Consider the following 16,247-nt stretch of genomic DNA (forward strand, 5'->3'; position numbering starts at 1 on the left):
ACCCTTAGCATTATCTGCTACCGAAAACACAAAGGGATGATTGTTTTTACTATATATACATAAAAGTCAGTGTAAGGTTAAAAATGTGAAGATAAGTGTTGATGACAAGTACAAAAGGAGATAAACATAAAATGAACAAAATTGCCCTTAATGTAATACCTTGTGAAACTAATTTAAAACCGGATACTAAAGACAATAATAGTTTATGTCCTGTTTGTAGTGGTTCAGGCAGTTTTGTAAAGAATATTACTGTAAGGCACATGATATCTGATGACCTGCTAGAAACGGTAGGTACTTCCGACTATTGTTTGTGTATGAATGAAGATTGTCAGATTGCGTATTATAACATTGATCTCAAGATTGAATTCAAAAAAAGTGACATAAAAGTACCAATATGGTTTAAAAAGGATGCAAAACCAAAATATGCCTGTTATTGCAGTAAAGTTACAGAAGAAGAAGTTATAACAGCTGTGATTAACGACAATGCAACTAGTGTGAAAGAAGTTATAAAAATTACAGGGGCAATGAATAAACCAAATTGCCAGATAAACAATCCATCAGGCAAGTGTTGTCATCAGATAATACAAGAAATTATAGATAAAACCCTAAAATAATACTTTTAAAAATCCGACTCCTTTTTAAGAAAAACTATAAAATAAAAAAATACAGTTCAAATTTGGATTAATCTAATGCTATATTCTTTGATCACAAATTCTTCTCAACTACTTCCATGGTCTTGCTGTATTCATCGTTTGGACTGAACTCCATTATCTCAGTTCCTGCATCCATGACTGCTATGTGTCCTGGTGTAAGATAGTAAAAATCACCTGCTGTAATAATTTCTTCTATGTCCTTGTATTTGATGACCATGCGCCCTTTTATCACGTACCCCCAATGAGAAGACTGACAACTATTATCAGGCAGGCCCTTTAGGAGTGGACCAAGATCTGTGTGTTCTTTGTAGGTTTCATATCCTACATGCATATTTCCCCAGACCACTTCCTGGATGACCATAGCATCTGATTCAAGTGTTACAGGTAACTCCTGCTTTGATATTTTCATTATTGTTCCCCCATTAATAGTAGTTTTTTCAAGCAAAATAGTTATCGACGGAAAATAAACATACTAACAGACATAGAGAGATGTCATGTCTGTGCTCCTAAAAATGGTCTGTCTATCTATACCAAAAATGAGTTTATAGACATGGTAATTTATCCTGAGGTCTATAACATACATAGCCTATGTATAGGTTATAATCTACCCTTTGATATAAGCAGGATAACTAGAAAACGTATGTTGATTTGATAACGAAGAAAGAAGATCAATCCTTGCTTAAATTTGCTTCATCATTACTAATACTCTTCTTTTTTCTTTTCCTACTTCATACCACTCTTGACCGCAAATTGTGTATCCCCATTTCATGTAGATATTCTGAGCAACAGTATTACCTTCCCAGACACGTAACCAAAATACTTTGAATCCCCTTTCCTTATATATTGATATTCCATTTTTGAATAGAAGCCCACCAGCTCCTTTACCTCTTGCTTCATTCCTGACATAAAGGCGTTGCAATTCTATTGCCTTGTTATCTGTTACACAATCTGGTACCGCAGAATTCAGAAATTTCGCATAGCCACATATCATTCTTTTTTCATTCTTGCAGATCAAATAAAGAGCTTCTGAGCTTTCGATCTCATATTTGATAAGTTCTTCCGAGAAAGCTTCATTAACATAGGCTCTAAGTTCTTCTATAGGAAGTGTTAGTTTATATGCGGATATGAATGAACTTTTCCCGAATTCTGAAAGAAAGCCAACGTGCGATAGATTAGCTTGTTCTACCTGAAGAAAGTTCTCCATACTGCCTCCAAAAATCAAGGTTCACCTACTTGCTTAAGGTGAAATGATATCATGCTATGTGAAGTATATTTTGGTCTTTAATATCAAAAATTGATGAAGGGATATTTATTCCTCCTTTTTGAGGCAAATTTTACCTGTATGACATCCTGATCATTCATTAATAAAACAAGCGTAGAGTATATTGGCTCTATTCATATCTACAAGAATGCAAATCGTTATTGTTGAACTGACCGACTAACTTTGTCCGTTATTTTCTCCAATCTTATTACAATATCTTCCCTGCAAAAATCTAAAATCTGATGCACACAGATTTCACTTTACAGAGGTGTATCAGTGGATAAAGATGTCAGACCTTCGATAAAGGTATCAAAAAATGGTCCATTCATTGCGAAAGACGTTAAATCGCTCAGGAATTCAAAAGGTGTTTTGATTGAGACAAAACCCATAATGACACTTTGCAGGTGTGGAGGCTCGGCTAATATGCCATTTTGTGATGGGACACATGCAAAGATTGGTTTTTCCGGGGAAAAAGAAGAGGACCGGGTTCCCGACAGAATTGAGACTTATGTCGGGAAAAATATCACCATCCATCGTAACAGAGGTGTATGTTCTCATGCAGGTTACTGTGTTTGCAACCTGCCTGCGGTTTTTGAAAGGGGTAGGGATCCCTGGGCAGATCCCGATGCCGCAGACCCGGAAGAGATAGCAGCTCTCATAAGGACCTGTCCTTCCGGTGCATTGAGTTATACTATCAACGGGGAATTGCATAAGGATTACTCGGAAGAACCGGGAATCTCCATTCAGAAGGACGGACCTTATAATGTTACAGGGATAGAACTTGATGATCCCGATGGCTCAGTACCGGAGACACAGGACCATTATTCCCTTTGCAGATGTGGAGCCTCAAAAAATAAACCATTCTGTGACGGCAGTCACTACAATGTTGAATTCAGGGATGAGAAGAATTGAAGCACTAATTTTGTGATATGGTCTTCAAACGTTAGTTGTGAGAATATAAACTGTTCAGTCTGAATGGCCATTCTCACTCTCGTCTACCTTATTCCATTGCGGGGTTGGGATACCATTAACTTTAAAGCGTATGGGTGAAGACCTGCAAAGTCGGTATTAAGATTATCTACACTTATCAGGAAGTTATCATCATGAAAATACGCGAGCTTATCAGTCAATATTGCAGCAGTACTGAGAAAAAAGGGAACGGAATCACCATCTATACGATAGATGCTCCTGAATCCATAGAAACACCCGAACTGTTCAGTTATCTGGATTACCTGTCCATGGAACCCTTCAGAAAGATCTGGGCCAGCGATGCTTACAGGATGATAGCAACAGAGATAGATGGCAATTTAACCGTTTACGAACACGTGAGGATGGCAAACTACAGGATACAGTTGAATGACCTCCAGGAAAAGTATGAGGTACACAAGGAAGCAGACCTGACAGAACTTGCTGATGCATTTGCATTTGCCGTTGGTGCACACAATAACGATATGAGGAAGTCCGGTACTCTATATATTTCTCATCCAATGGATGTAGCGTCCATCCTTCTCAAAGAGAATGCGTCTCTTGAGCTTGTTATTGCAGGACTGCTCCATGACGTTGTTGAGGATACCGATGTAGATATTGAAACAATATCAAAGAAATACGGCAGGCAGGTTGCTGATTACGTGAACGCTGTTACCGAACCCGAAGAGCTCAGGCAGCCTGCAACCGGTGACAAAGCGCAGACCTGGAAGCAGCGGAAGGAACACACCATAAAAGAGATAATGAATGCTGACCGTGAGATCAAACTTCTCTCATGTGCGGACAAGCTTGCAAATATCAGGGACCTCATCAGCGAACTAAAGATGGAAGGAGAAGGATTCTGGGACAAGTTCAACGCACCAAAGGAAGAACAGGAATGGTACTACCACTCAATGCTGGAGGCTTTAGCTACGGGTCCGCAGAACATAGCAGAAACCCGCGCCTACCGTGATCTTAAGGAATGTGTGGAAGAATTGTTCTCTTAGGCACGAACTTTCAAGAGCTAAGAAGGTGACTGAAGAGTTCAATAACTGGATGAACAAAAAATTCAGACGAAATAAGGCAGAAAATACTGAGTATCTCATATTCAGACTGGAAAAAGATGGGAATCTCAAAAGGTACTTTGCATTAAATGAAGAAGAATGCTAAAGCTGATAAGCCATTTACTATGAATACTCATGTAAGGGAAAGGTTGGAGATGTGGGAAAAGTGATAAAGATTAAATATTTAAAAAAACCTCATTTCGAGGTCTTTCGTTTTTTATGTTTTGAAGTCTTTTGTTTTTTATGTTTAGAGACACTTATGCCGTTAAGGGTATATAACTCATGAAAGGAACTGTTATTTTTCATATATAGCAACGTGTGACATCTTTTAATATGTGAAATACACTTGCTTTTATCTTTGAAAACAGTAAAACATGCGTTACATCTGTAATGTGGTCCTTTTCTTATGCCTGTAGGCTTTACAGCATACTGCTTATTTTCAGATTTGATGGAATTAGGATCAATAACCTCTACTCTTTGCCCACAATGAGTACAAAAATGAGTGAAGGAATTTACTGGATTTTTGCAATGTTTACATACATAAGTCAAAAGAAATCATCTCTAAGTTTTTTGTATCGTATTTTAGGAGAGAAGATTATTAAAAACTATTGATTTTAAAATAATTAGGAATTCCAAAGACTACATTGTGGGATATGCAGAAAAGGATAAGGGATGGAAATCTCAATTTGAATACTCCAGCGGTGAGGAGGTTATTAGATTCTGCTCAGTAGATTCAAAATTGTTTTTAACAAAAAATTAATACATTGTAAGTCTATGTTTTTTCTATGAGTAGAGAGAACAGTTCAGACTCTATATTTTACAAATATTTATCAGTATCTAGAGGCAAAAAACTAGATAAGCGCAAGTTGGATATGTTGAAAAACAATCAGTTGTGGTTTTCATCCCCCTCGTGTTTTAATGATTTATTTGATTCTCAGATTGATGTTGTTTTAAAAGCAACTAAAGCTGAATTGATAGATTTTTATATTGACTTGGTAGGATACAGAGTTACTGACAATGAAATTGATAACTATATTAGTGAAAATTTGGAAAAACTTGATGATGGAAATTATCTAAAAAAGCCAAGCGAAGCATCAATGAATGACTTTAGAGATAATTTTAAAATACTTTCTTTAACTAAAAAGAATAATAATGATGTAATGTGGAGTCACTACGCCGATAATAATAAAGGTATTTGTCTTTGTCTTAAGGCGGTACAACATCCTGATTTTTTTGCAATCAATTTTGATTCAGAACTATTAGAGTTATATGAAATGAAATACTCAGATGCAGTTCCTGAACCAATTCACTATTTTAATGCAAAAATGGATGATTTAAGAAATTGTTTGCTTACAAAAAAATTAAATTGGGTATATGAGGAAGAATATAGGTTAATTGATTTTCAGTATAACTCATCTAAGAAAAAGGGGATTTTAAAAACTTTTGATAAAAGTTCACTAGTAGGCATAATATTTGGATTAAACACCCCACATAATCATATACTAGAAATATATAAGTGCATCAAAAAATATTTTCTTGATGAAGGATTTGATGTTCACTTTTACAAATGTGAAAAATATCAAGGGGATAGAACATTGCTTCCAATTAAAATAGAAATTGAACACTATTTAAAATAACTTTTTGATCGGAACTATTGAAACACATACTTACATAGCTATTTTCTAGAGTTCCGTTTTTTGTTGTTAACTATATCCCAAAATGGCTTTGCTACAGGGTAAATTCAAATCAAAAAACTGCTATTATCACATCAAGGTTTCTAAAAAAAGCTAAAATCGCATAAATGAATTAAAGAAAACAAAGCAGGATTCAGGAATCGTTCCTGTACCTGCAATTTTCGTCACATTCCTTGTTGTACTGCATATATTCGCACTTAATATTGAAATCTGCTTTCTCATGCCAGCTGAGGTCGAACATATCGGACAGGTACTTCATTCCCTCTTCCAGTGAGATACGGGTTGACTTTTTACAGCATCTGGCTCCACCTGCATCGGCTATGCATTTCAGGGTACAGGCAGTAGCCCAGTTGGCATGTGCTCTTTCCTCTGGTGTGAGGGGGGTGGCTTCCAGCAATATGCACATTGCAATGCCCACTCCTACTCCTGCACCACATGCTCCGTGAATGCCACAAAAACCACCGGGAATCATGCTTCCACGGTTGATAGCTTCAATAATTTGTTTCTTATCCGTATTGCCGGTATAGTTCTGATAAGCAGCAACAAGGGCCGCAGGGATAAGAGAATGGTGTTCCGGTCCATGCATGTGGATGCCGGGGTGTTTCATAATGATTTCTGCAATTGCAAGCGGGTTAGCGAGTTTCGTTGTAGTGCATATATTCTCGATCACAGCAAGGGCATCCTTGGAATGGCATCTGTTGCAGACATAATGTCTATCCTTGCACACGAAGTACGTCTTCTCCTCAACTCCGCAGTAATGACATGTTGCATTCACCGGTTCGCTCAGATAATCTACCTCAGTACCACAGACAAGACAATCTGTCTTGCAGGAGTTACTGGTATCTGTACTCAAAACCTGGATCAAAGAACTATGATCATCCCTCATTCTACAAACATCATTCTTTGTATTTTCCTCATATCCAATATCCATTTTAATCACCTCGAACACATCATTGATCAGTTCCCTTATCATGGGAACAGATGAACGTCTCTTTTAAGCGTATACCGCTGCCTTCTTTCAGTTCACAGCGTGAAATCCTCATCAGCCACTTAACCGGCAGAAAGCTGACTACACGATGCAGCAAACCTAAACCTCTGCCTGGTATGACCACATCCCTGTCTGATCCAAGCGCATTGTACGTGTCACGTGCTACAACTTTCGCATTCACAGACATCCACGAATGGAAAGCTCTTGTGTGCTCCATCCCGGCCGCTGCCTTGAATCCCGTATCTTTCACGGCTGTGGGACAGACAGCAAGTACCTTTACATTCGTTCCCTTCTCCTTCAGTTCATAATTCAGTGCCCTGCTAAAGTTCAGCACAAAACTCTTGCTGGCACCATAAGTAGCAAAATAAGGATTCGGCTGGAAAGCCGAAATTGATGACACGTTTATTATCGTACCTTCATTGTGCCTGATCATTTCCTTAAGATAAAGCCGTGTCATCCTGTAAAGTGTAATAACATGCAGTTGCAGCATGTCCAGTTCCTTTTCTACATCGATATCGTTGACAAAACCGAAGGACCCAAAACCCGCACAGTTGATCAGCACATCTATGTGGAGTCCGCGTTCACTGGTAAATGCATGCACCTTCTCGGCAGAATCAGGTTCCGTCAAATCCTGTTCCAGCAGCAATATGCTCATATTCAGGTTAATGGCCTGTAAAGAATCCCGAACATGCTTCAGCTCTTCTTTCGCCCTGTCCACAAGCAGCAAGTCATAGCCATCCCTGGCAAAGAGCTTTGCAAATTCCTGCCCGATACCACCTGCACCTCCTGTAATAAGAACAGTCTTTCTGCAAGTTTCTGTGTTCTCATCCGCCATATTATCAGTTGTCATCAGATCACATCCATCCGTACAGGTTTTTGACCAGCCACAGGACACGGCTGTTGTAGGGCGGATAGATCATATCCAGTGATCCCCACTTACGATGAATGACACTTCTCTTATTGGAAAATTCCATAAAACAGTGAAAACCAAGTGACTTACCGATACCACTGTTATTCACTCCTCCAAAAGGAAGATTCGGATTGCTGTAACCCAGCATATAGTCATTGATCACAGTGCCGCCTGCCGGATTTCCATCCATGAAATACCGGATATTCTTCTTCTCCCGGCTGGCAATATAGAGCATCAGGGGATTTGGATGTCTGCTGATAATCTCACTGACTTCTAGGCGGTCATGATAGGTAAGTACCGGAAGCAATGGACCGAATATCTCTTCCTGCATAATGCTCATCTCTTCAGAGATACCATCCAGTAATGTGGGAGAAATGAAAAGATCATCTTCTTCAAAATACCCGCCTGTAAGCAGAGAAGCACCTTTTTCAAGTGCATCCTTATACAGGGAATTAAGTCTCATGAAATGATATTTACTGATAATCCTGCAGTAATCCGGTGAGTTTTCCGTACCGCTTCCGGATCTGTTGTATAGTTCTGTGATAGCTGACCTGAACTCCTTAATGAACTCTCTTTTTTTTGATTCATGGATGATAACATAGTCCGGGGTCACACAAGTCTGACCACAGTTGACGGATTTCGCCCATGCCAGGCGTCTTGCTATCTGTTGGATATTTGCTGTTTCATCAATGATAGCAGGTGATTTTCCTCCAAGTTCCAGGGTCACACTGCTAAGATGCTCAGCGGCTTTTCCCATGACAATCTTTCCGACACGGGGACTGCCTGTAAAAAATATATGATTAAATGGCATCTCCAATAGCCTGGTTGCCACTGAGACATCGCCTTCGACAACAGCCACCTCATCCCATCTGAAAAGCTCGCCTATCATTTTTTTAATATAAGCTGAAGTGTGGGATGAAATCTCACTTGGTTTTAATACCACAGCGTTGCCTGCAGCAATAGCGTAGACCAGAGGAACAAGGGAGAGGTTCAGAGGGAAGTTCCATGGTGATAGAATGAGAACCACTCCCTTGGGTTCATAGCGAATGTAGGACCGGGTTCCGAGCAATGGTAACGGAGTGGAGACTCTGTGATCCCGGTCCCATTTATTGAGATTCTTCTTCAGGTGGCTTATCTGGGTCTGAACAATTCCTACTTCTGTTGCTATGACCTCGACCTCTGGCTTTCGCAGATCATTGTAAAGTGCATTATATAGTTTTGATAAGTTATTTTCATCCTTCAGGTAATTATCGATGCGCTCCACACGTTCCAGTCTTTCCTTTACGCTCATCTGTGCAAGTCTGGATGAGTTTTCTTTCTGTGATCTGAATATCGTCTGAATATCCTGTTCCATCGACTGTATCACTTCGTTTGCTTTATTTCTTATACAGATACTATTCCTGACAAAGATAATACGTAAAATGCAGTCAGAACAACTGCGGCGGCGGACTCTGTTCCTCTCCGGTTCTTAAGATATGTCCCTTTTGAAATACTATTAAGCGCAAGGCACAGCCACAGCATGAACACATATCCTGCCATCAGAGAGATCAATGAAAAGTCAGGATGATACCATGTGCCTAGCATCTCACCTGTAAATTCCGTGAGCACTGTGAAGAATGCCACGAAATATGCAAGCCTCATACCTTGTATCGTGCTGAAAAGCATGAATGCAAGAACAAATTTGACCATTATTCCCATCATGTTTTCAGAGAGGTCTAACAAAATATAATCTGCAGTTACCAGCACAGCAAAACTAAGGGCAACAAAGGCTCCTGTAAAACGGAACCATTTTCTGTCTGAATATTTATCCTCAAATATCTTCCACAGGTTGTGAGATGACCAGAATATAGTTCCATAACCGGGTATCAGCCATATAGGTGAACCGCCTATGAATCCTCCAAGATAAGTGAAATATCCGTATCTCACACCAAGAAGCTCATGTATGTATCCGAAAACGGATGCAATGATAAGGAAGATCCTTCCCTGGCTGTCACTGTTCTTCCAGAAAAGCACCCACAGGACTGAGAGCACAATCGTTGGCATTATCTCGTCAACGGTATTTGTGTAGTAAACGAGAACTCCGAATATCACAGAAAGCATGAAAATGAAGAAATAATGTGGAGTATTGAGAAGAACACCACTTTTTGTATCCAGTGTGTTTTTCAGTGCAGACCTTATTTCGTTGTATGAAAAAGAGTCCTGGTCGTTCTGCTTGCTAATAAATGAACTTAGTTGGGATATCATTTCGATCACTATTTTTTTACATTTGGCGCAGGCTTTTGTAGTTTTTATAGTGGCAGGTAATTTCCCTGAATAATAAAAGGTGCCAGTGAATAAACACTGGCCAGGGAAGTTTTGGAGGTAGATTTCCGGACAAAACCTGATATTATGTTCTTTATATCCCAGGTTTCACCATTACAAAGGAATAATTTCTCCGGATGGAAGGTCAGACGAACATGAAAGACGGGAGCCGGAGAAATTATCTTTGATCTTAATATTTGTGGCTCTTTGCTGCCTCGACCATTGCCTGAAGGTTTGCATTCGGTGTCTTGCTGACAATACCACATCCGGGTGCAAGCAGTCCAACACCTGTATCCAGGACATCCTGTGATATTTTCTGGATCTCTTCAGGCGTCTTTTTCCACAGGGCACTTACAGGATCAAGATTTCCTATGATCACTGCCTTATCGACCATTCCACAAGCTGTTGCAGCATCCACATTCTGGTCAACACTGATGGCGTCCACTCCTGATGATTCCATTAATGGCAGACTTGGCGTGGTATCTCCACAGATGTGAAGTACGGTTGCAACATTCAATTCACGCATTGCATCAGCGATCTTCTTGTGAGCTGGCACCACGAATTTCTGGTAGAACTCATCACCAATGAGCATTGCACTTGCAGTTGGGTCTATGATGACCATAGTGTCCGCTCCGTTCTCTACCATTTTCTTTGCATAAGCGATGTTGAACTCTGTTGTGAGTTCCATGAGTGCATGACCAAACTCCTCATCTGTCATTATCGCCATGAACCAGTCATCACCATTCATATGCTGAGCCAGTGAAAAAGGACCCAGCATGCTGCCCATTATTGGCAGTTCATTACCATATTTCTCTGCAAGTATCCTGATAGCTTCACAGACAACACCAACACGGCCTTTGCTGATATCATAGTCCTTGAGCTTGGCAATATCATCCATTGATTTCACAATATGTCCTACAACAGATGGTTGCTGTTCCTTTGTACCTGCTTTAATGTCACAGCCAAAGAACTCAGCTTCTGCTGTGATATCGAAAGGAACACGTACAGCCTCAAATCCAATGACCTTATGACCGGCTTCTGCAAGAGTGGCCATTTTTTCTGCATCTTCATTAGCTTCAGGCCAGAATGCGCCACAGGCTTCCATTTGCTCTACGGTTCCCGTTTGAGTAACGGATATAGCTGGCATCCTGTCAACTGATTCTCCTTTTAATGCACGTGCCAGCCGCTCTTTAGGTGTATATTCATCCATTGTGATGATCTCCTGTAATTATTTGATATTGTGAACTGAAATAAATATGAAATATAATTGCTTGCTAGTTGTTGTTTTTAAATAGGATGCAGGGTCACAGATATTGTAAATATCCTCCTGTGCATTCTGTGAACCCCCACATCAACCTGCAAAAAACCTGATCTTCTGCTTTTGATCTGACTGTCAGGCGAGTCATATTTAAAACAGTCAGAGTGGAAAGTTGGTTGATTCATGCAGATCATCCGGTTAATGAACTTAGACTTGGGTTTCATTCCCGGATGATTGTCAAACAGTTTTTTGCTCTGGTTTTTGCAGTTGTTTAATCTTTAAGCCCATCTTTCAGGTGCAAGTGATGCAGCAGCTTCCTGTGCCCATCTTGCAGCTTCCATAGCATCGGTCTTTGTAGCATCTGCTCCGATCTCTTCGGCAAAGTCTGCAGTTATAGGTGCACCGCCAATGATGACCTTAAGGTTGTTTCTGATACCCTTGCTCTGGAGACTATCCATTACCCTCTGCATGTTGTCCATTGTCGAGGTCATGAGTGTGCTCATTGATACGATGTCTGCCTTATGTTCAGCAGCAGCCTCTGCAAATTGTTCAACAGGTACGTCTTTTCCAAGATCGATTGCTTCAAAGCCTACTGCACTCATCATTGTTTTAACAAGGTTCTTTCCAATGTCGTGGACATCTCCTTCCACACTGCCAATGATAAGGACCTTCCTTGCACCATCTCCTTCGGCCTTGATGTGTGGTACGAGTATATCCATACCTCCGTACATTGCGTTAGAAGCCATGAGCAGATGTGGCATGAATGCCTGCTTTTTCTCATACTTTTCACTCATTATCTCCATGCCCTTTGCAAGTCCATTGATAACTGCAATATATGGATCTATACCCTGGTCCAGTGCCTTCTGTGCTAATTCGACTGCCTGATCTTTCTTTCCTGTAACAACGGCGTCTGTAAGTCCGCTAATAATCTCATTTTCTTCCATAGAATGCCTCCTGATTATTTTCCACGAATAATTTATGATGACAGCAAAAAGGTAAGAACCTGTAATTGCTGACAATTTACCATATCCAATAATAGATATAAATAATAACTTGCAGTAATTAATCAACAAAATAATTATTATCAATACGGCATTCTATATTCAAAATATGGATTTTGCAAATACGGTATTCTGAATTTACAGCTTTCAGAAAAACATCAATACAAAAAAAAAGAATGACTTTGATTATATCAATAGCATGAATATAATCACATGGCAAATCGAAAATTACTTTGTTATCCGCAAGTTCATATGTTCCTTGCAATTTCATTTGCGCCTGTGATTGCTTCCCATACTCTTCCGGGCTTTGTTGAATCACCTGCTGAATAGACTTCCACACATGTTTTTCTTTTTAGCAGATCATAGTAAAGACTATCATCAGCCTTACCTCCGGTGGCAAATATCACCATATCGGTATCAATGGCTATTTCTTCTACATTTTTAGGATCAGGTTCCTTTTCAAAGGGATTTCTGACATTCTCCGGGATCAAAGGTTTCCATGGAGTGTATGGGTCTTTTCTGCCTTTATTCACTTTAACATAGGCTTTACCATTTGAGAATCTGACAACTTCAGAAGCATTATAGACTTTAACAGGACGATTCAGGATATCTTCCTTCCTGCCGGATGGTGAACCTTTTCCCATCATCATCCATAACATCTGAGCCCGGTTAGCCTGTACTGTATCAGGCATTAATTCCTTATTCCTGCCCACAAGAGTCACATTCATTCCTTTTTCATATGAAAGGGAATAAGCGATCTCACATCCAAGCACTCCTCCGCCAATGACCAGTACGTTCTGCACATTTTCAGGCATTTCCATCTCACTGTTCAGAAAATCCCTGACTTCAAAATGCATAATATCATCCAGTCCCTCTATTACAGGTAAAGTCGTTTTTATTCCATTGCAACAGATAACAACATCAAACTCATCAGTAATATCAGATTCATCGACCTTTGTGTTGAACCTGATAGAAAGCCCATCTTTTTTTAGCAATTCCACACGATATTCAAGATTCTCAAGGTATCTCCTGATATCATGTTTTATTAGCATTTTACCGGCTGTGACCAGTTGACCTCCAATACGGTCAGTCTTTTCAAAAAGAGTCACATCATGCCCCCTTATATGGGATGTAATGGCCGCTTCACAACCTGCAGGACCGGCACCTATAATGGCGACCTTCTTTCTCCTCTCTGCTTTAGTAAGTTTCTTTGTGTCCTCAAATCCGGTGTACGGATTCACTGAACAGCAAGGATGCCCTCCCTTTTTAAAAGATTCAATGCATCCTTCATGGTCACCTATGCAGTGAATTATCTCTTTTGTCCTGTTCTCTTTCACTTTGACCGGCCAGTATGGATCTGCCAGCAGAGGCCGTCCAAGCATTACAAAATCGGCCTGCTTACCCGATAGTACAGACTCGGCAACTTCAGGTTTTCCAAGCTTGCCTACGGCTATGACCTTTGCATCTATGCCCTCCTTTCTAAAGAAATCCTTTAGCCTGCCAGCCATTTCCTCAACATAGATCGCATCGTCAAAATAAGATGGGGGATGAGGCCAGAACCAGTTATCATAACAACCTTTGTCAACATCAAAGGCATCTACTCCGGCTTCATACAGAGCCTTGCAGAACTGTAATCCTTCATTTGTTGTCCTTTCTTTTCCATGAAAGCGTTTCATGAAGATCTCATCACCGTAGCTTTCCTGCAATGCCTGTGTCAGGTCTATTCTATATATTATAGGGAAATCCTCTCCACAACAACGCTTTATTTCCCTTACAACATCAATGCCGAACTGGAATTTATTCCTGTACCTGCCCAGTTTCCGGCGGTTCCATGGTGCAGATGTTAACTGGTCCATCAGGTATCCTTCGTGACCATGCAGGTGTACACCGTCAAATCCGGATATTTTTGCATTGGCTGCACTCTGTCCCATCATTTTGACAATTCTTTTTATCTTGCGGTCAGAGAGTGGCAGATGAGGAACCTGAGGAATGTAATAATTTCTGTTCCATGAAGCAGACTTCAGTATATTTCCATGTAATGCAGGTTCAGGTGAACCGACCCTTCCAAGACCTGCCGACAATTGTATGAATATCTTTGCCCCGTAGGGTTTTACACCGGCAGTCAGGTCCCTCCAGCCGCTTAATCGTGTCCGTGAAGAGCCATCGATACGCGGAAAATAAGTGGTGTCATTTTCTTCAGAAAGAGTCGGATCGATTCCATAAGACACAGGTACAAGGCCAGTGATCAGCAGACCGGTACCTCCTTTTGCCCTTTCAATGAAATATTCTATCATCTTATTGAGGGGACGACCGACAGGATCTGCCATATTAATATTGCCAATAGGAGACATTATTATCCTGTTCTTAAGTTTGCACTTGCCAATGTACTGCGGTTCGAACAATTTTTCAAATACCATATATCCTCACAATATGTCTGACATTAGCTACATGAAAACATTTTTTTCTCTACCTTCTGCAAAAGAGGTATCCGGACAACATATGATATCAATAACAGGTAATTGATACGTACCTATTTGTGTAAAAATATAGATTTAGCTGTCTATTATATCTAATGCAGATGTTAAGTTCAAGCCTTTGATTTTATCGACATCGTTGTTATTTTGTTGATTAAAGATTTCCTATGACTTTTTGATTTTAAAGTATAATTCGTTATATATAGGTATGAAATGGAAATTATGTATTACTGTCAAAAGGTGAAATAATGTCTGATGAGAAAAAATATATTGATGATCTGAAGCGTGATGAACGGTATTCTTTTGAGCTGCAGAGAAAGGGAGTTAACAAGAACTTCTATGATGCCAACAGAATGCTTCTTTGTCCTGAATGTGGCAGATCATTCAATCTGTTTTACTCAAGAGCAAAATTATGTACCGGATGTCCAAGTCTTGTCAGGGGTTGTGAACTTGCCAGATGCACTCATTGCCATACCGAATTCCCATTAAACGACTTCATGTCCAAAAGATCCACACGAATGACAGCTAACTACATTGAATCAGTAATAAAAAGATATCATGATGCTTTTGGAGAAAGACCCGGGCAATAATAATATTAGCCTGATCAACCGGATTCGGGGGTTAAGAATGTCATCGTCCTGCTATTTATACTGTTTAGAGATCAATCGTGTCCATGTAATTAATGTTACTTCCTTCGGGAAAAGGCGAGTGAGAGAACATGAAAACTGAATTGATAAGTACGGTGTTCCTATCTGAAAAGAGGAAAAGTACTCTGCTGATGTTAATGGATGGGCCAGCCACCATTGATGAGATCAAGAATTCCATAAATGGTACAACCAGTGCGATCATGGCTCAGATAAAAATCCTTCTGGAGCAGGGTCTGATAGAACAGAAGAACGATGAATACAGATTGACACATGTTGGCCAGATAATCCTTAAAAAAATAAAACCATTAATAGAGGCGCTCAATGTCGTGGAAGGGAATAAGGATTTCTGGGCAAGCAGAGACCTTGGTGCAGTACCTGATCCTTTGCTTGACAGGATTGGTGACCTGGGAGATGTCCTTATACATGAACCTGATCTTAACCATCTATTCGAACCTCCCAGAGAACTGCTTGTGAGCCTTAAGCAGACAAAGAATGTCTGTACATTCTACTCATATTTCTGTCCCACATGTCCTAATAACTATGCAGAGCTGGCAAAAAAAGAAGTGAATTATAATCTTATTCTTACAAGGCCGGTATATGAAAGACTGCGGGATGAATATACAGAGCAATATAACGCTATAATGGAATCTCCCACTTCACATCTTTATGTGTGTGAAGAGGATATTGTGAAACCGGGTGCAATATCTGTTACAGATAATCTTCTTCTTTTGTCATTCTTTAATAAGAAGGGATTCTTTGATCATAAGAAGATCATAAGTTTTGAGGATAGTGCACGGGAATGGGGACAGGATTTCTTTTTACATTACAGAGGACTTGCCGAACAGGTTAAATGAAAATATAAGATCATTATTCTTTTCGTTTTTAGTTTTCTATTTGCAAACTCATTCATGCTTTTGACATAATCAAAGGCTTTAATTGTTCTCATGTACCTGTCATTTTGAATGCTGTTATCCTGAATCAGGAAGTTGTAAAATTCATTGTTTGAATTGAAAACATTGTGTTGATAATATCC

The 16,247-nt window shown here is 39.8% G+C and carries 15 protein-coding genes; 6 read left to right on the top strand and 9 right to left on the bottom strand.

Annotated features, from left to right (window positions below):
- The first annotated feature begins 131 nt into the window (after positions 1–131).
- Complete coding sequence (locus RE474_RS00425) at positions 132–614, top strand: Csac_0668 family 2Fe-2S cluster-binding (seleno)protein (protein WP_309311024.1); 483 nt, start codon at positions 132–134, stop codon at positions 612–614.
- 91 nt (positions 615–705) lie between these two features.
- On the opposite strand, the gene RE474_RS00430 is transcribed toward RE474_RS00425, so the two are convergent.
- Both RE474_RS00430 and RE474_RS00435 read right to left on the bottom strand, forming a co-directional pair.
- Positions 706–1,062 (bottom strand): cupin domain-containing protein, encoded by a 357-nt coding sequence (locus RE474_RS00430; RefSeq protein ID WP_309311025.1) that lies wholly within the window; start codon positions 1,060–1,062, stop codon positions 706–708.
- Positions 1,063–1,332: 270 nt separating this feature from the next.
- Positions 1,333–1,857 carry a GNAT family N-acetyltransferase gene (locus RE474_RS00435; RefSeq protein WP_309311026.1) on the bottom strand — a complete coding sequence of 175 codons (525 nt, stop codon included), beginning with the start codon at positions 1,855–1,857 and terminating at the stop codon, positions 1,333–1,335.
- Positions 1,858–2,190: 333 nt separating this feature from the next.
- Here RE474_RS00435 and RE474_RS00440 point away from each other — a divergent pair, with 333 nt between their 5' ends.
- The 3 genes from RE474_RS00440 (at position 2,191) to RE474_RS00450 (ending at position 5,578) form a co-directional block, all read left to right on the top strand.
- Positions 2,191–2,826, top strand: a complete 636-nt coding sequence (locus RE474_RS00440) for a CDGSH iron-sulfur domain-containing protein (protein WP_309311027.1) — start codon at positions 2,191–2,193, stop codon at positions 2,824–2,826.
- 191 nt (positions 2,827–3,017) lie between these two features.
- On the top strand, positions 3,018–3,884 hold the full coding sequence (locus RE474_RS00445; RefSeq protein ID WP_309311028.1) for an HD domain-containing protein: 867 nt from the start codon (positions 3,018–3,020) through the stop codon (positions 3,882–3,884).
- Between the two features lie 842 nt (positions 3,885–4,726).
- Positions 4,727–5,578, top strand: coding sequence for a DUF2971 domain-containing protein (locus RE474_RS00450; protein ID WP_309311029.1), 852 nt, complete (start codon positions 4,727–4,729; stop codon positions 5,576–5,578).
- A 190-nt stretch (positions 5,579–5,768) separates the two neighbouring features.
- Here the strand turns inward: RE474_RS00450 and RE474_RS00455 are convergent, their stop codons facing one another.
- The 7 genes from RE474_RS00455 to RE474_RS00485 all read right to left on the bottom strand — a co-directional run bounded on the left by RE474_RS00455 (position 5,769) and on the right by RE474_RS00485 (position 14,510).
- The gene (locus RE474_RS00455) at positions 5,769–6,566 is read right to left on the bottom strand and encodes a DUF5714 domain-containing protein (protein ID WP_309311030.1); all 798 of its coding nucleotides are present in this window, start codon (positions 6,564–6,566) and stop codon (positions 5,769–5,771) included.
- 19 nt (positions 6,567–6,585) lie between these two features.
- Positions 6,586–7,473: an SDR family NAD(P)-dependent oxidoreductase gene (locus RE474_RS00460; protein WP_309311031.1), complete on the bottom strand. Its 888-nt coding sequence runs from the start codon at positions 7,471–7,473 to the stop codon at positions 6,586–6,588.
- A 4-nt stretch (positions 7,474–7,477) separates the two neighbouring features.
- Entirely contained in the window at positions 7,478–8,887 is a 1,410-nt protein-coding gene (locus RE474_RS00465) for an aldehyde dehydrogenase family protein (RefSeq protein WP_309311032.1), read from the bottom strand.
- A 29-nt stretch (positions 8,888–8,916) separates the two neighbouring features.
- On the bottom strand, positions 8,917–9,777 hold the full coding sequence (locus RE474_RS00470) for a hypothetical protein (protein ID WP_309312264.1): 861 nt from the start codon (positions 9,775–9,777) through the stop codon (positions 8,917–8,919).
- A 247-nt stretch (positions 9,778–10,024) separates the two neighbouring features.
- Positions 10,025–11,044 carry a methylcobamide:CoM methyltransferase MtbA gene (gene mtbA / locus RE474_RS00475; RefSeq protein ID WP_309311033.1) on the bottom strand — a complete coding sequence of 340 codons (1,020 nt, stop codon included), beginning with the start codon at positions 11,042–11,044 and terminating at the stop codon, positions 10,025–10,027.
- Between the two features lie 326 nt (positions 11,045–11,370).
- Positions 11,371–12,036, bottom strand: a complete 666-nt coding sequence (locus tag RE474_RS00480) for a corrinoid protein (protein WP_309311034.1) — start codon at positions 12,034–12,036, stop codon at positions 11,371–11,373.
- 305 nt (positions 12,037–12,341) lie between these two features.
- Positions 12,342–14,510 carry an oxidoreductase gene (locus RE474_RS00485; RefSeq protein ID WP_309311035.1) on the bottom strand — a complete coding sequence of 723 codons (2,169 nt, stop codon included), beginning with the start codon at positions 14,508–14,510 and terminating at the stop codon, positions 12,342–12,344.
- 305 nt (positions 14,511–14,815) lie between these two features.
- Here RE474_RS00485 and RE474_RS00490 point away from each other — a divergent pair, with 305 nt between their 5' ends.
- Together RE474_RS00490 and RE474_RS00495 are read left to right on the top strand one after the other, a co-directional pair.
- Entirely contained in the window at positions 14,816–15,157 is a 342-nt protein-coding gene (locus RE474_RS00490; protein ID WP_309311036.1) for a hypothetical protein, read from the top strand.
- Between the two features lie 128 nt (positions 15,158–15,285).
- Positions 15,286–16,068, top strand: a complete 783-nt coding sequence (locus tag RE474_RS00495; RefSeq protein ID WP_309311037.1) for a helix-turn-helix transcriptional regulator — start codon at positions 15,286–15,288, stop codon at positions 16,066–16,068.
- Positions 16,069–16,247: the final 179 nt, after the last annotated feature.

Origin of the sequence: Methanolobus sediminis, from assembly GCF_031312595.1 — an archaeon.
Lineage (GTDB): Archaea > Halobacteriota > Methanosarcinia > Methanosarcinales > Methanosarcinaceae > Methanolobus > Methanolobus sediminis.